The 15,417-nt window shown below is 71.5% G+C and carries 13 protein-coding genes and 1 pseudogene; 10 read left to right on the top strand and 4 right to left on the bottom strand.

Annotated features, from left to right (window positions below):
- Positions 1-97: 97 nt before the first annotated feature.
- From ABZ815_RS02310 to ABZ815_RS02300, 3 genes are all read left to right on the top strand, one after another.
- Positions 98-658, top strand: coding sequence for a TetR family transcriptional regulator (locus ABZ815_RS02310; RefSeq protein WP_357693060.1), 561 nt, complete (start codon positions 98-100; stop codon positions 656-658).
- A gap of 142 nt (positions 659-800) precedes the next feature.
- Positions 801-2,123 (top strand): glycoside hydrolase family 6 protein, encoded by a 1,323-nt coding sequence (locus ABZ815_RS02305; RefSeq protein WP_357693059.1) that lies wholly within the window; start codon positions 801-803, stop codon positions 2,121-2,123.
- A 125-nt stretch (positions 2,124-2,248) separates the two neighbouring features.
- Positions 2,249-3,244: an LLM class flavin-dependent oxidoreductase gene (locus tag ABZ815_RS02300; protein ID WP_357693057.1), complete on the top strand. Its 996-nt coding sequence runs from the start codon at positions 2,249-2,251 to the stop codon at positions 3,242-3,244.
- Here ABZ815_RS02300 and ABZ815_RS02295 read toward each other — a convergent pair.
- Entirely contained in the window at positions 3,241-3,699 is a 459-nt protein-coding gene (locus ABZ815_RS02295) for a hypothetical protein (RefSeq protein WP_357693055.1), read from the bottom strand. The genes ABZ815_RS02300 and ABZ815_RS02295 overlap by 4 nt on opposite strands.
- The gene (locus ABZ815_RS02290; RefSeq protein ID WP_357693053.1) at positions 3,683-4,399 is read right to left on the bottom strand and encodes a PAS domain S-box protein; all 717 of its coding nucleotides are present in this window, start codon (positions 4,397-4,399) and stop codon (positions 3,683-3,685) included. Before ABZ815_RS02290 ends, ABZ815_RS02295 begins: the two co-directional genes overlap by 17 nt.
- A 310-nt stretch (positions 4,400-4,709) precedes the next feature.
- Here ABZ815_RS02290 and ABZ815_RS02285 point away from each other — a divergent pair, with 310 nt between their 5' ends.
- Positions 4,710-5,795, top strand: a complete 1,086-nt coding sequence (locus tag ABZ815_RS02285; RefSeq protein ID WP_357693051.1) for a serine hydrolase domain-containing protein — start codon at positions 4,710-4,712, stop codon at positions 5,793-5,795.
- 23 nt (positions 5,796-5,818) lie between these two features.
- The gene (locus ABZ815_RS02280) at positions 5,819-6,256 is read left to right on the top strand and encodes a GNAT family N-acetyltransferase (protein WP_357693049.1); all 438 of its coding nucleotides are present in this window, start codon (positions 5,819-5,821) and stop codon (positions 6,254-6,256) included.
- Here the strand turns inward: ABZ815_RS02280 and ABZ815_RS02275 are convergent.
- On the bottom strand, positions 6,238-6,831 hold the full coding sequence (locus ABZ815_RS02275; RefSeq protein ID WP_357693047.1) for a shikimate kinase: 594 nt from the start codon (positions 6,829-6,831) through the stop codon (positions 6,238-6,240). The two genes, ABZ815_RS02280 and ABZ815_RS02275, sit on opposite strands and share 19 nt — an antisense overlap.
- Before the next feature lie 73 nt (positions 6,832-6,904).
- Here ABZ815_RS02275 and ABZ815_RS02270 point away from each other — a divergent pair, with 73 nt between their 5' ends.
- On the top strand, positions 6,905-7,930 hold the full coding sequence (locus tag ABZ815_RS02270; RefSeq protein ID WP_357693045.1) for an ATP-binding cassette domain-containing protein: 1,026 nt from the start codon (positions 6,905-6,907) through the stop codon (positions 7,928-7,930).
- Positions 7,927-8,763: an ABC transporter permease gene (locus ABZ815_RS02265; protein ID WP_357693043.1), complete on the top strand. Its 837-nt coding sequence runs from the start codon at positions 7,927-7,929 to the stop codon at positions 8,761-8,763. The genes ABZ815_RS02270 and ABZ815_RS02265 overlap by 4 nt, the downstream gene beginning before the upstream one ends.
- Before the next feature lie 1,680 nt (positions 8,764-10,443).
- On the opposite strand, the pseudogene ABZ815_RS02260 reads toward ABZ815_RS02265, so the two are convergent.
- Positions 10,444-11,628 (bottom strand): annotated as a pseudogene (locus ABZ815_RS02260) (BTAD domain-containing putative transcriptional regulator); the annotation flags it as partial.
- Between the two features lie 446 nt (positions 11,629-12,074).
- On the opposite strand from ABZ815_RS02260, the gene ABZ815_RS02255 reads away from it, so the two are divergent.
- From ABZ815_RS02255 to ABZ815_RS02245, 3 genes are all read left to right on the top strand, one after another.
- Positions 12,075-13,769: an FAD-dependent monooxygenase gene (locus tag ABZ815_RS02255; protein WP_357693041.1), complete on the top strand. Its 1,695-nt coding sequence runs from the start codon at positions 12,075-12,077 to the stop codon at positions 13,767-13,769.
- Between the two features lie 95 nt (positions 13,770-13,864).
- Positions 13,865-14,770: an RDD family protein gene (locus ABZ815_RS02250; RefSeq protein WP_357693039.1), complete on the top strand. Its 906-nt coding sequence runs from the start codon at positions 13,865-13,867 to the stop codon at positions 14,768-14,770.
- A gap of 25 nt (positions 14,771-14,795) precedes the next feature.
- Positions 14,796-15,161, top strand: a complete 366-nt coding sequence (locus ABZ815_RS02245) for a hypothetical protein (protein WP_357693037.1) — start codon at positions 14,796-14,798, stop codon at positions 15,159-15,161.
- The last annotated feature ends 256 nt before the right edge of the window (positions 15,162-15,417 follow it).

Raw genomic sequence — 15,417 nt, 5'->3', positions numbered from 1 at the left:
CACCACATCCCCTTCATACGCACTTGTCCAAGGTTGAGTATACGTATGTTTACTAGCCGCGCGGCAAGTGACTTTATTCCTGAGTAGAGTTCGAAACATGGACGCCCAGACGACGGACGCCCGGCCCCGCGGACGCGAGGCCACCCGGCAGCGCATCCTTGACGCGGCACGCGTGCTGTTCGGCGAGCACGGGTACGAGCAGGTCACCGTCCGCATGATCGCCGCGGCCGCGGAGGCCAACATTGCGCTGGTCGGCCGCTATTTCGGCTCCAAGGCCGGGCTCTTCGGCGCGGTGCTCGAAGGCGAGCCCACGTTCGTCGCCCTGCTGGCCGGCGAGCCCGGGAGCCTGCCGCGCCGCCTGGCCGAATACGCGGCCGAGCGCATGCACCACGACCCCGAGAGCCCGGTCCTGCGCACCCTCGAACGCTCGGCCGCCCATCCGGAGATCCAGGACGTCGTGCGCGAGCGCCTGCGCACGTCCATCCTCGATCCGCTGGCCGCGCAGCTCGACGGCCCGGACGTCCAGGCGCGGGCCAGGATGGCGACGGCCGTCTTCCTGGGCATCGGCGCGATGCGCCGCCGCCTGGGCCCGGAGCAGCCCACGGCGGCCGACGTCGAGCGGCTGACCGCGGTGTTCGAGGCGTGTCTGGCGGAGTGAAACTTTCATCGCTCTGACCGGCTGTGGCCTGGGAGAAGCCGGTTCGCAGCGGTCCGATGTCTTTCTGCGGGACAGCCCGGCTACCTACGATCCAGACATCGTGGGAGCGCTCCCACTCCCACATTACGGACGGAGTAACCTCATGTCTCGCAGAAAGCCCGCGCTCGCGGCGCTCCTCGCCGCCACCGCCATGGCCGCGGCGGGAGCGGTCGTCCTCGCCTCGTCCACCGCCCAGGCCGCCGACTCCGCTTTCTACGTGGATCCCCTGACGAACGCCGCCAAGTGGGTCGCCGCCAACCCGGGCGACAGCCGTACGGCGGTGATCAGGGACCGGATCGCCGCCGTGCCCCAGGGCCGGTGGTTCGCCACGTACAACCCCGCGACGGTCCGGAGCGAGGTCGACTCCTACGTCGGGGCCGCCGCGGCGGCGGGCAAGGTCCCGATCGTCGTCGTGTACGACATGCCCAACCGCGACTGCGGCGGCGCGAGCGCGGGCGGCGCGCCCGACCACGCGTCCTACCGGGCGTGGATCGACCAGATCGCGGCCGGTCTGGGCGGGCGGGCCGCGACCGTCGTGCTCGAACCCGACGCGCTGGCCATCATGACGAACTGCATGAACGCCTCGCAGCAGGCCGAGGTGAAGGCGTCCATGGCGTACGCGGGCAAGAAGTTCAAGGCGACGTCGTCGCAGGTCAAGGTGTACTTCGACATCGGTCACGACGCCTGGTTGTCGGCCTCGGAGGCCGCGTCCAGGCTCAACGGCGCCGACGTCGGGGGCAGCGCGGACGGCATCGCGCTCAACACGTCCAACTACCGCTCGACGCCGGGGCTGGTGTCGTACGCCAAGAGCGTCATCGCGGCGACCGGCGTCTCCAGGCTGAAGGCGGTCATCGACACCAGCCGCAACGGCAACGGCCCGGCGGGCAGCGAGTGGTGCGACCCCGCCGGCCGGGCCACCGGCCTCTGGAGCACCACGAACACCGGTGACGCGGCGATCGACGCCTACCTGTGGGTCAAGCCGCCGGGCGAGGCCGACGGGTGCATCGCGGCGGCCGGGCAGTTCGTGCCGCAGCGGGCGTACGACCTGGCCATGGCCGCGCCCTCACCGACCGTCACCCCGACCGTCACGCCAACGGTCACTCCCACTGTGACGCCCACCACCGGCCCGGTCGGCTGCTCGGCCGCCTACAAGGTGACCAGCCAGTGGCAGGGCGGCTTCCAGGCCGAGGTCACCGTCAAGAACACCGGCTCGTCGCCGACCGCGGGCTGGAAGGTCCAGTGGACGTTCCCCGGCGGCCAGACGATCAGCCAGCTCTGGAACGGTACCCTGTCCGGCAACGCCACCGTGACGAACCTGAGCTGGAACGGCGCCCTGGCCGGCGGCGCGACGACCACGTTCGGCCTCCTCGCCAACGGCAACGCCGCCACCAGCACCCCACCCGCGCTCACCTGCACCGCGTCCTGACGCCCGCCCACGCCCCTCGCGCACCGTCGCGAGGGGCGCCGGGGAAACAGGCGGGGAAATAAGCGGAGAGCCGTTACGGTTGCACTCGCCGATGGCCACCGTCCAGGCGAAAGGGCTCGTACCCCATGACTGTTCCACTCTCCATCCTTGATCTGGCGCACATCGGCGACGGAGAGACGGCGAGCGAGAGCCTGGCCGCGAGCGTGGGCCTGGCCCAGCGGGCCGAAGAACTGGGATACCACCGCATCTGGTACGCCGAGCACCACAACATGCCGAGCATCGCCTCCTCGGCCACCAGCGTGCTCATCGCCCACGTAGCCGCCCACACCAGGACGATCCGTCTCGGAGCGGGCGGCATCATGCTGCCCAACCACTCCCCGCTGACCATCGCCGAGCAGTTCGGCACCCTGGAGACCCTCCACCCCGGACGCATCGACCTCGGCCTCGGCCGCGCCCCCGGCAGCGACCAGCAGACCATGCGCGCCCTGCGGCGCACCCCCGGCGCCGCCGACACCTTCCCCCAGGACGTCCTCGAACTACAGGGATACCTGACCGGCGAGTCGCGCATCCCCGGTGTGGACGCCACGCCGGGCAAGGGCACGAACGTGCCGCTGTACATCCTCGGCTCGTCGCTGTTCGGCGCCCAGCTCGCCGCCGCGCTCGGGCTGCCGTACGCGTTCGCCTCGCACTTCGCGCCCGACGCGCTGGAGGAGGCCGTGGCGCTCTACCGGCGCGAGTTCAAGCCGTCCGAGCAGCTGGCCGAGCCTTACGTGATCGCCGGGGTGAACGTGATCGCCGCCGACACCGGCGAGGAGGCGCAGGAGCAGCTGCTGACGGCCAAGCGGTACCGGGTGAGCCGGTTCCTCGGGCGCGGACGCACGTTCACGCCGGAGGAGGCCGACATGGTGCTCGAATCGGCGGCCGGGCAGCAGATCCTGCGGATGATGCAGTACTCCGCCGTCGGCACGCCCGCCGAGGTGGAGGACTATCTGACCCGCTTCGCCGCGCACGCCCAGGCCGACGAGCTGATCGTCGTCTCCTCGGCGCCCGACAGGAAGGCGTGGCTGCGTTCCATCGAGCTGCTGGCCGCCGCCCACGGCCTCGCGGGCGCCGCCTCCTAGTCGGCCGAGCGCTGCGGCCTCAGCAGGTGAGGCCCGGTCAGGTCGGACGGCGGCGCGGGCGACAGGCCGGCGTCGACGAGCTGGGAGCGCAACGCGAGCACCGTGCGTTCGAGGGCCCGGATCTGGGCCTGCAACCGGCGGATCTGGTCGCGCATCGCGACCGAGCTGCTCTGCTCGTCGACCAGCTCAGCGCCGAGCTGGCTCGCCTGGCCCTGCATCCTGGTCATCTGCTTCTCCATCTGCGCCAGGGCGTCCTCGTAGATCGTCTTGGCGCGGATGAAGGCCTCGGCGTCGACCTTCGAGCGCTCGACCTCGGCCTGGTGCTCGACCTGGAGCAACGCGCTCTGCTGGGACTTCTTGCTGGCGTCCGTCGCGGACCGGAAGGCGAGGTAGGCCACGCCGAGCGGCACGACGCCGACGCCGAGCTGGACCAGGATGTCACTCAGACCGGACATGGCGGCCCCCCAAGGGACGGATCACCCCTGTGTAGGTGACGCCGTCGTCGCTGTACCAGGCGTTGACCGTCAGCCCGATCGCGAACTCGCTGCCGTCGCGATGGAGGCCGACCAGCGGGATGATCCGGCCGGCCAGCTCGGAGTGGCCGTCGGAGAGCACCCGGGCCAGGCCGTCGGTGTGCGGGTCGCGGAAGCGCGGCGGCATCAGGATCGTCAGCGACCTGCCGACCGCCTCGTCGGTGTCCCAGCCGAACAGGGCCTCGGCCTGCGGGTTCCACGACTGGATCGTCCCCGAGGAGTCGGCCACGATGACGGCCGTCGACGACGCGGCGCGGCGGCCCGGCAGGCGGTTGATCACGACGGCCTCGGGCCAGGTGGCGATCAGCGCGATCCAGCCGCCGAAGGCCAGCCACACCGCCCCGCCGACCCAGCCGCGCGGGTTGTCGCCGGTGAAGGTCGAGAGCAGATAGATCAGCCCGTACGTGAGGAGCACCGCGGTCGCGGCGGCGAAGGCCACCCGGTCGGACCGCATGAACGCCTGCGTCAGGCAGAGCAGGCCGAGCGCGCACCAGACCGCCGCCCAGGCGGGCAGCGGGGCGATGACGGCCAGCGTGGCGTAGCCGGGGGTGCCGCGCTGGCTGCCCGGCACGAACGCCAGCGAGGCCGCGATGGCCAGGCTCAGCAGGCCGACGAACGTCAAGGAGGCGCCCCGCCTCCCGATGCGGCGGAGGACTCGGGTGAGGGTACGGCGACGCGGGGGCGTACCGACAACGGACCCATGACTCACAGTTGCCAGATTAATGCAGACGGTTATTTTCCGATGAGACTATCGCGCCTGGAAACGCCGGGGAAACGGCGCCGGCGCTTGCATTCCTCTCCTGGAACCGCCCGAGGAGAGGCGTGCAATGAGTGGAGCCGGATTCGCGCGGCCGTCACGGCGGACGACGTTGGGCCTGCTGGGGGCCGTGCCCCTGGCAGTCGGCGGTGGGGCTGCGCCTGCCGAGGGTGGGGTGGCGGCCTATGACCGGTATCTTCGCTCGCTGGCCGAGCGGGACGAGTTCTCCGGGACCGCGCTGCTGGCTCGCCGTGGGCGTCCGGTGCTGGCCCGTTCGTACGGGATGGCCGACAAGGAACGGTCGATCCGCAACCGCACCGACACCGTCTACTGTCTGGCCTCGGCGTCCAAGCCGTTCACCGGGCTGGCGGTCGTGCAGCTCGCCCAGCAGGGCAGGCTGAAGTTCTACGAGAAGCTGGGCACGTACCTGGACGGGTTCCCCGACGAGGTCGCCAGGCACGTCACCGTGCACCAGCTCCTCACCCACAGCTCCGGCCTGCCGGACTTCACCGTCCAGGACCCCGACGACGTCAAGCGGGTCACCCACAGCGTCGAGGAGCAGACCCGGTTCATCAGTACGCGCACCCGCCTGCTCAAGCCCGCCTACACCCCCGGGACCGACAAGACCTACAGCAGCTCCGGCTACGAGATCCTCGGCGAGCTCGTCGCCACCCTGTCCGGGCTGCCCTTCCACGAGTACGTGCGGCGCAACATCTTCGTCCCCGCCGGGATGACCCGCTCCGCCTACTACACCCGGACGGACTGGCTCAACGACGCACGCATCGCCCATCCGTACATCTACCAGTCGGACGGCTCGCGGGTGGACGGCGTCCGCCACCTGGAGGCGGGGGCCGTGCTGAACGGCGGGCCCGGCACCAACGCCGCCCGCGCCTTCATCGGCTCAGGCGGCGGCAGCGGCTTCTCCTCGGCCCCCGACCTGGTGCGGTTCGCGCTCGCGCTGCAACGCGACAAGCTGCTGAACCGCGCCTACACCCAGCTCTACCTGAGCCCCAAGATGTCCGGCCCACCCCTCGCCGGCCCCGGCCCGGCACCCGCGGCCGAGGCGTTCCAGGCGTACGGGCCCATCGCCGTGATCACCGGCGGCCAGCGGCACATCGGCCATGGCGGCGGGATCGCCGGCGGCAACACGAACTGGTCGATCTACCTCGACAGCGACTGGGTGGGGGTCATCCTGTGCAACTACGACCTCGACATCCAGTCCGTCATCCGCCAGGAACGGCAGGCCGTCCTGGGTGCCTGAACGCCGTCGATAGGGTCGGGCGCATGGGTGTCGAGGTGGGTGTGGTGCGTGAGGTGGACCAAGAGCTCGTGGACGCCTTCGGGGTGCTGCTGCCGCAGCTCTCCGCGTCCGCCGAGCCGCTGGACCGGGCGGCGCTCGAACGCGTCGTGCGCAGCGAGGCGATCACCGTGCTGACCGCCCGCCTGGACGGGCGGATCGTCGGGACGTTGACGCTGGTCCTGTTCCCGGTGGCGACCGGCATGCGCGCCCGCATCGAGGACGTGGTGGTCGACGCCTCGGCGAGAGGGCGCGGGGTCGCCGCCGAGCTGACCCGGCACGCCCTGCACCTGGCCGGACAGGCGCGGGCCCGTACGGTCGACCTCACCTCCCGCCCCGACCGCGAGGCCGCCAACCGTCTGTACGAGCGCCTCGGCTTCCGGGCCAGAAGCTCGACGGTCTACCGCTACGGCTCCGAGCGGTAGCCCGTACGGCAGCTGGTCAGGAGGCGGGCGAGGGTCCGGGCAGGGGGGTCGCCGTCGGTGTGGAGGACGGTCGTGGCCAAGGTACGGGTGCCCGGGTCGCGTACCCACTCCGCGAGGAAGTCGTGCCCGTCGGCGCCGATCCAGTCGGTTCGCTTCGTGGCGAGGCTGCGCCGCCGCAGAATCCGGACGGATCGTTCCTCGTCGGAGCAGGGCAGCACCAGCACCACGTGCTCGACGGGGGCAAGGGCGGTCCGGACCCGCCGGAACAGGTCCGGACGCGTGTAGTGGCTGTGGCCCGCGCCCAGCGCGACGACCGCGTCCGGATGGTCGGCCACCGCGCGTTCCACGGCATGGGCGCGTGCCGGTTCCCATTCCCGTTCGGCCGCGACCCGGCCCACGGCCCGGATCCGGGAGCGCAGCCGGTCCATGTCCCAGCCCACTTCGGCGTAGTAGCCGCCGCCGATCGCGTCGAGGTCGACGAAGCTCCGGCCGGTCGCCGAGGCCATGCCCTCGCCGAGGGTGCTCTTGCCCGTCGCGGCGGGACCGATGAGGATCATCCACGGCGCTGCACGCATCTGTCCATTCTCCCGGCAACCGGTGAAACCTTGTCGAGGGCACCGTGAAACCGGCGTCCCCGACAGTGGAGCCATGAGCATCACAGAACTCGGGCACACCGGGGTCGGCCCACCCCTCAGCGGGGCCACCGAACTCGCCGTACGCGCCGAAGGGCTGGTGAAGACGTTCGGCGCGCACCGGGCCGTGGACGGCATCGACCTGGACGTACGCACCGGCGAGATCTTCGGCGTCCTCGGCCCCAACGGCGCCGGCAAGACCACCACCCTGCGCATGCTGGCCACCCTCCTGAAGATCGACGCCGGCCGCGCCGAGATCTTCGGCGTGGACGTGGCCGCCAACCCGCACGTGATCCGCCAGCTCGTCGGCGTCACCGGGCAGTACGCCTCGGTCGACGAGAACCTGACCGCCCGCGAGAACCTCTGGCTGTTCAGCCGCCTCCAGGGCATCGCCAAGCCGCGCGCCCGGAGCATCGCCACCGAGCTGCTGGGCCAGTTCGGCCTGGAGGACGCCGCCGACAAGCCGATCTCGCAGTTCTCCGGCGGCATGCGCAGGCGCCTGGACCTGGCGGTCAGCCTGATCACCAGGCCACCGTTGATCTTCCTGGACGAGCCCACCACCGGCCTCGACCCGCGCACCCGGGGCCAGATGTGGGACGCCATCCGCGACCTGGTCGCCGACGGCTGCACGGTGCTGCTGACCACCCAGTACCTGGACGAGGCCGACCAGCTCGCCGACCGCATCGCCGTCATCGACCACGGACGCAAGGTCGCCGAGGGCACCCCCGACGAGCTGAAGAGCGCGGTCGGCAACTCGACCCTGCAACTGCTGCTCGCCGACCCGGACGAGGTGCCCGCCGCCGTCGAGGTCGTGCGGCGCGTGCTCGGCTCCGACCCGGTGCTCAGCCCGGAGCAGGGCCGCCTCAACGTCGCGCTCGACCAGGCGGACCTGGCCGCCGAGGTGCTGATCGCGCTGCGTACCGCCGGGGTGTCGATCTCCTCGGTGAGCGTGGCCAAGCCCAGCCTGGACGAGGTGTTCCTCGTACTGACCGGCCACGAGACGGACGGCGACGCCGCGACCGGCACGGAGGAGAACCGATGAGCACCATGATCGCCCCCACCCGCGAGCGGGTACGGGCCGCCGACCGCGTGGAGGCCGCCCGGCGGCGCGTGACCATGGGGGAGACCGTCGCCCAGACGTTGTCGATGGCCTGGCGGGCGCTGAAGAAGATGCGCCGCAACCCGGAGCAGTTCTTCGACGTGGCGCTGCAGCCCATCCTGTTCACCGCGATGTTCGCCTTCATCTTCGGCGGCGCCATCGCCGGCGACGTGCAGAACTACCTCCCGCTGATGATCCCCGGCATCCTCGCCCAGACGGTGCTGACGACCTGCATGGCCACCGGCACGCAGCTCCGCGAGGACATGGAGAAGGGCGTCTTCGACCGGTTCAAGTCGTTGCCGATCGCCCGGATCGCGCCGCTGGCCGGCCCGATGGTGGCCGACCTGCTGCGTTACACGATCGCGGCCACGCTGACCTTCGGCATGGGCCTGGTGATGGGCTACCGGCCGGGCGGCGGCGCGGTCGGCGTGCTGGCCGCGATCCTGCTGGCCATCTTCACGGGCTGGTCGCTGGCATGGATCTTCACCTGGGTCGGCACGATCGCCCGGAGCGCCCAGGCCGTCCAGGGCATCTCGATGATGATCCTGTTCCCGCTGACGTTCCTGTCGAACGCGTTCGTCCCCGTGGAGACGCTGCCCGACTGGCTGGCCGCGTTCGTCCGGGTCAACCCGGTCTCACACCTGGTCACCGCCGCCCGGGACCTCGCCAACAGCGCCTCCCTCAGCGGCGAGGTGGCCTGGACGCTCCTGGCCTGCGCGGCCGTCATGGCGATCTTCGCTCCCCTGTCGGTACGCAGCTACAAGCGGCACATGTGAGCGCCGCCGGTCAGGGCCGAAGACCTGCTCGACGTGCCGCCGCGCCTCGTCGAGCAGGTCCGGTCCGCGCCGGTCGCCGTACTCGGAGCGGACGGTGGCGAGCATGCCGGGCGCGGCCCGTTCCGCGTACGGCACGATCCGCTCGAAGCTCATGCTCGGCATCGTGCTGTTGTACGTGAACCGTTCGGCCAGCACCAGCAGCCTGATCGCGTCGCGCGCGGCCATGGCCTCCCGCAGCAGCCCCCAGGTCCCGAACGCGAACAACATCGTGCCGCACACCGGGAAGTCGAGGACGGGGTTCTCCACGACCAGCAGGTCGTAGCGCCGCGCCCGCGCGAACAGCTCCTCGCCGAACCGGACGTCCCGCGGCCCGGCGTGATGCGCGTACGCCGTCAGCGTGATCGCCTCCGTGACGATCGACCAGGGCGTGGTCTCCTCGGGCGGCACCCCCGGCGGACGCAGGTCGCCCGCCCGCTCGACCGCCCTGCGGTACTCCGCCAGCGCCGCGGCCGTCTGCCCGCGGGCCAGCGCGATCTCGGCCGCGCACAGCAGGTCGATCGCCGCCCCGCCGAGTATCGCGTCACCGTCGTTGATCCCGGTGATGCCGGCGAGCTCGGCCTCGGCGGCGTCGAGATCGCCGTCGGCCAGCGCCGAGACCAGCAGGACCGAGCGGAGCTGGGCCTCGTCGTCGGCGGCGCCGAGCCGGCGCAGCACCGGGATGGCGGTCCGCGCGTGGCCGACCGCGCGTCCGCGGTCGCCGAGCTGCATGACCAGATGGGCCAGCACGGTGTGCGTGATGGCGGAGATCCACGGCCCCTCGTCGCCGCGGAGCAACGACAGCGTCTGCTCGGCGGCCTCGATCGCCTCGTCCACGGCTCCCACGTTCTCCAGGACGTGGATGCTCGCCTGCGCCGCCGCCAGCGCCACGTCGCGGTCGGGGCTCCGGCGCAGCACCATCAGCTTGCGGAAGGCGTCGTCCCGGTCCCACGAGAGCACCACCGTGCTCATCGCCCCCAGGCGGGGGTCGGTCTCGCCGGTCTCCGGCAGCTCGCACAGGAGCAGGCGAAGAGGGTCGTGGGCGCGGTCGCTCACGGCGATGGTGTTCATCAGCGAGATCAGCAGGGCGGCCCGGGTCACCTCGACGAGGTGCGGCGGCGGCGCCCAGCCCTTGATCACCTGCCCGATCGCCTCCCGGTGGACGAAGATCCGGGAGTGGTCGCCGCGGATCGACCACAGGGCGCCCACACCGGCCAGCAACTGGACCGTCGTGACCGGATCGGACTCGGCGAGCGCCTGCCGGAGCAGGTCGGCGAGGTTGCCCTCCTCCGCGCACAGCGCGTCGACCGCCGTGTACTGCTCGGGGCCGAACAGTTTGTAGGCGTACGCGTGGGCGTACGCCGTCGCCCACTCCCGTTGCGCCGTCCGGGCCGCGGCCTCCTCGCCGGCCTCCTTCAGGCGCATCCGGCCGAACTCCCTGACCGTCTCCAGCATGCGGTAGCGCAGGCCGTACGCCGTCTCGCGGACGCTGAGGATGGACTGCTCGGTGAGCGCGTCCACGACGTGCAGGGCGTCCAGGCCGAGTACGTGCTCGGCCGCGGCCAGCGTGAACCCGTCGCCGAACAGCGCCAGCCAGCGCCACGCCTGCCGTTGGGGCTCGTCCAGCAGGTTCCACGACCAGTCGATCACCGCGAGCAGCGTCTGGTGGCGGTCGGGGGCCGTACGGTTGCCGCCGCGCAGCAGGACGAACCGGTCGGCCAGCCGCCGCGCGATCTCCTCGACCGACATCACCCGCACCTTGGCCGCGGCCAGCTCGATCGCGAGCGGCAGCCCGTCGAGGCGGGCGACGACCTCCCCGACCGCCTGCCCGTCCAGCCGCACCCCCGGACGGGCGGCCGTGGCACGCTGGCGGAACAGCTCCGCGGCGTCGTCCGCGCGCAGCTCGCCGAGCAGGTAGACGCGTTCGGCGGGGATCGACAGGGGAGCCCGCGAGGTGGTGAGCACCCGCAGGTCGCGGGCCGTCACGGTGAGGAAGGCCACCAGGTCGGCGACGGCCTCGATCACGTGCTCGCAGTTGTCCAGGATCAGCAGCGCCGGAGCCTGGTCGAGATGCTGGGCGATCCGGGCCCGTACGTCGGCGCGCTGCTCGGCCGTCAGGGTACGACGCCCGCCGACCGAGTCGCGGACCCCGAGCGCCGACCCCACCTCGCCCACCACGCCCTCCGGCGAGGAGACGCCGACCAGCTCGATGAAGTGGACGACGGACTGCGCGGCGTTCCGGCCGACGACATGAGCCAGCCTCGTCTTGCCCAGGCCGCCAGGGCCGATGACGGAGACCACCCGGTTGGTCGGCAGCAGCGAGTGGATCGCACGGATGTCGTCCTCGCGGCCGAGCAGGGACGAACCGTCGAACTGGATGCCCACGCGTACCGGCCGGTCCGCGTGGAGGAGTTCGGCGTGCACGCGGGCCAGGCCGGGGCCCGGTTCGGTGCCGAGCCGGTCGATCAGCCCCGAACGGTGACGTTCGTAGCGCTCCAGCGCGGCGGCGGCCCCGCGTACGGCGGCCTCGCTGCGCAGCAGGCAGGTCAGCAGCTCCTCGTCCTGCGGCCGTTCGACCGCGACCTCCTCCAGCAGCGGCAGCGCGCTCTCGTGCGCGCCGCTGCGGCTGCCCGCGATCGCCGCCACGCGCCTGGCCTCGGCCACCTGCCTCGCCGCGACGGCGCGCAGGTCGGCGAGCGGGCCCGTGGCGCCGTCGGGGCCGGCCACGACCAGGCCCATGGCCTCCTCGGCACGGCGGCGCGCCAGCGCCGTGTCGTCCTCGCCCAGCGCCGCCCGCGCCTGCTCCACCAGCGTCCCGAGCAGCAGCACGTCGACCTGTGCGGCGGGGAGCCCGAGCCGGTAGCCGCGCGGGACGCGCACGACGGCGTCGGGGCAGGTCGCCGCCCTGGTACGGGAGACGACCACCTGCAACGCCTTGGTCGGGTTGGCCGGCGGCCCGTCGGGCCACAGCTCCTCGACCAGCCGGTCGTCGCCGACCCCCGCGCGTCCCTGGAGGGCCAGCACGGCCAGCAGGGTGTGCGCGCGGTCGCTCACGACGTGCGCGCCGCGCCACCGGACGCCGTCGAGGAGGACCAGTGAGGGAGACACATCCTCAGCTTACGGACGATTCACCGGCCCGTGCCGCCTCCGGCGCGCGGCCCACCGGAACGCCTTGCCCGCTTGACACTCAGACCACCTTCGCCCGACCTCGCCGACTGATTCGGGCGCGTCGGAGGTGCGCCCGCCCGCTCTGACCGGTGTGATTACGATGAGGTGTGGAACGGCTTCGTAGCGTGCCCGTGGCGGACGACGAGGTGGAGGTGCTGATCGTCGGTGGCGGAGCGGTCGGGCTCACCGCACGGGCGCTGCTCGAACGCTGGGGCGTGCGGACCCTGCTGGTCGAGCGACACCGCGAGCCGTCACCCTTTCCCAGGGCCCGGCTGCTCAACGTGCGCTCGATGGAGATCTACCGCCTGCTCGGCCTCGCTCCCGAGATCACCGCCACAGCCTTCACCCCCGAGTACGGCCGCATCCGCTTCCGCGACACCATGCGGGACCGCGACTTCGCCACGGCGGCGATGATCGGGATCAACGCGCCGGTGCCCGAGAGCCCTGTGACCGGCGTGGTCACCTCCCAGGACCGGCTGGAACCGATCCTGCTCGCCGGGGCATCGTCGCCGGTCCGCTTCGGCGCCGGGCTCGTCGACCTGACCGAAGAGGCCGACGGCGTCGCGGCCCTGATCGGCGGCTCTCACGGTGGTTCTCTCGGTGGCTCTCACGGCGCCTCTCGTGGCTCTCGACCCGGAGACCGGACCCGCCTGCGCGCCCGGTACGTCCTCGCCGCCGACGGTGCGAACTCCACCGTCCGGAGCCTGCTGGGCATCGGCGTCTCCGGCCCCGGGCGGATGGGCGGCTTCACCACCGTCGTGTTCGACGCTGACCTGCGCCGCTGGTGCGCCCACCGGCCCGCCGGCGTCTACTTCACCGCGCATGGCCTGTTCGTGCCGCTGTATCCCGAAGGTGGTTGGGCCTGGATCGTCCCCACGCCGGACGACGGCCCGCACGCCGACTGGCCCGGCCTCCTCTCGCGCGCCCTCGGCGGCGGCGTACGGGCCGACGTCGTACGGATCCAGCACTGGGAGATGAACGCGTTCGTCGCCGATCGTTTTCGTCACGGCCGAATCCTGCTGACCGGCGACGCCGCGCACGCGATGCCCATCGTCGGCGGCCTGGGCCTGAACACCGGCATCGCGGACGTGCACAACGTGTGCTGGAAACTGGCGGGCGTGCTGCGGGGATGGGCCTCTCCGAGCCTGCTGGAGACGTACGAGGCGGAACGGCGGCCCGTCGCCTTCCGGACGCTACGTCAGGCCGTGACCAACACCGCCCTCATGCTCGACGCCCAGAACCGCCGCCACCAACAACTCCACCCCGACCAACCACCGCAGACCTCCGTAGAACGCCCGTGGTCTGCGGTGTCGGGCGACGTCGAGTTTTCAGGGGCGGAGGCGTCAGGTCATGTCGAGCTGCCGTGGTCGGAGCGGTACTTCGCGCAGCTCGGCCTGGTGCTCGGCGTCACGTACCGCTCGGCCGCCGTCCTGGCGGGTGAAGGCCCTCCGCCGGAGCCGCCGGGCGCGGACTACGTCCCCGGCGCGGAACCGGGCCGTCGTATGCCACACCTCTGGCTCGGCACCGGCCGCTCGACGCTGGACACGTTCGGCGAGTGGTTCACCGTACTCACCCCGGACCCCGCCGCCTGGTCACCCCGGACGCCATGGCCGCTGCACATCGAACCCCTTCCCGACGAACACGCCGCCTTCTGCGGCCTCACGTCCCGCGGAGCACTGCTCGTCCGCCCCGACGGCCACATAGCCGCCCGCTGGCCCGACCTTCCCCCGACCGGCGCCACCCTCCTGAACACTCTCACCGCACTGACCGGCGGAGGCACCGAGGCCGTCCGTCGCACCTGATCTCCGTGACGCTCAGCCGCACCGAGCCTTGGAAGCCGCGTCCGAACATGGAGGGTCGCCCACACCGCTAGGGTGTCGCGAAAACGGAGATCAGCTTGTCGCGATCAGCCCCCCTCGCCTGGGTGGCCGCCCTGGCCGCCGCAACGTTCTCGACCTGGAGCGCCTGGCAGGTCGAGTACGGGTCCTCCTACACGCCACTCGGCTGCGTGGCCCCCTTCGACACCAACGGCTACGGCCCCACCAGGCTGGGAGCGGCCTTCCTGGGAGACGCCTACGACATCGCGGGCCTGGCCGTCCAATGGGGTGTGCCCGCCGTCCTCGTCCTTGCGGGGCTCTGCATGTCGGTGGCCACCGGGAACAGGACGATCATCGGACGCCGGGTGGCCGGCCTGCTCGTTCTTCTCGCGGTCGTCGGGCCGGCCGCTCCTGCGTACGTGGCTTCGGACGGCTGCTCGGAGATCCCCGTACTCAGCGGCGAGTGGTTCGCGACCGTGGCGACCGCCTACGGGTACGAGGAGTCGGCCCTCCTGCTGTCCGCGTTGCTGGTGCTGCTGGCCACCCGGACAGCGGGGGAGACCTGGCCGAGTGGATCCACCGGGCGCCGGGCGGTGGCGCTCACCTTCGACTACCTGGTTTTCGTCAGCCTCCTGAGCCTCTTCGAGGGCTGGCCGGGCAGCTTGGACTACGGCCTCCTGAACTGGTTCAGGATCAACGAACCCACATCGTCGCTGGTCGCCGTACCCGCGTTCCTCTACGTCCTGTCAGGGCGGACGTTCGGCAAGCGGCTCATGCGCATCCGCGTCGTCTCCACCGAAACCGGATACTGGCCGGGCTGGCGCAGGGCCGCGGTCCGCGGGCTGGTCTTCCCCGTCCTCGTCTGCGTGCCACAGGGCGGGCTGGTCATGCTCTTGCTGGACGGTCTGTGGTCGTTGGCCGACCCGGCCGCCCGCACCCTGCACGACCGCCTCGCCGGCACTCGCGTCGTACGCGACCTGCTGTGACCGCGAAGACGTCGTCGCCGCCGGCGTGGCCGCACTGCAGGACGATTTGGCGGAGGAGATCACGTCGCTACTCGACTGCGGAGAACGTTACCCGCGCCAACGCCAAGCCCTTCAGGCGCGACTGGCTGAGCACAGAGACACAATCTGGCAACAGGCCAGACGGTTACGTGCCGACGCTGCTCCAGGTCGTGCTGACGCGGCGCTGGAACTCGAAGTGGCCAGCAGCGCCACCCGTGTCCTCATGGCCGCCCTGCTCCCGGACCCGATCGAGGCTGCCCTCACGGCTGCCTCTCAAGGCGCATATCTGCGGCTGCCCCCGGTCGAGCACGAACGTATGGAAGTGCTCTACAAGGTGGGACGTCGCATTGAGTACGAGCTACGGCATCCCTGATACGCCACGATCGGAGATGGGGCATCCATTGCCTGCCGACCGCCGCCCATCCGTGTACACGAGACCCGGCACAACGTGCTCTTCGCTCTGGCCGCCCTCGACGTTCACCCGCGTGCGGCGATGCGCGTTCTGCGGCACTCGCAGATCCCGAGACCCGCAAGGTGCTCGACCGGCTGAAGAGCCTCTGATCCGTAGCAAGGTCGGAGACGTCCACCACGACCCAGCGCCGACGTCAGCCAGATCATGACAGTCCAAG

This window comes from Nonomuraea sp. NPDC047529 (assembly GCF_040642995.1).
Lineage (GTDB): Bacteria > Actinomycetota > Actinomycetes > Streptosporangiales > Streptosporangiaceae > Nonomuraea.
Note: the sequence above shows the minus strand (reverse complement) of the source record. Positions and strands in the feature narration are given on the sequence as shown.

Coding starts and splice junctions, on each gene's coding strand:
- ABZ815_RS02265 (WP_357693043.1), top strand. CDS start 7,927: ATGAGCACCATGATCGCCCCCACCCGCGAGCGGGTACGGGCCGCCGAC.
- ABZ815_RS02275 (WP_357693047.1), bottom strand. CDS start 6,831: ATGCGTGCAGCGCCGTGGATGATCCTCATCGGTCCCGCCGCGACGGGC.
- ABZ815_RS02310 (WP_357693060.1), top strand. CDS start 98: ATGGACGCCCAGACGACGGACGCCCGGCCCCGCGGACGCGAGGCCACC.
- ABZ815_RS02305 (WP_357693059.1), top strand. CDS start 801: ATGTCTCGCAGAAAGCCCGCGCTCGCGGCGCTCCTCGCCGCCACCGCC.
- ABZ815_RS02280 (WP_357693049.1), top strand. CDS start 5,819: ATGGGTGTCGAGGTGGGTGTGGTGCGTGAGGTGGACCAAGAGCTCGTG.
- ABZ815_RS02300 (WP_357693057.1), top strand. CDS start 2,249: ATGACTGTTCCACTCTCCATCCTTGATCTGGCGCACATCGGCGACGGA.
- ABZ815_RS02295 (WP_357693055.1), bottom strand. CDS start 3,699: ATGTCCGGTCTGAGTGACATCCTGGTCCAGCTCGGCGTCGGCGTCGTG.
- ABZ815_RS02270 (WP_357693045.1), top strand. CDS start 6,905: ATGAGCATCACAGAACTCGGGCACACCGGGGTCGGCCCACCCCTCAGC.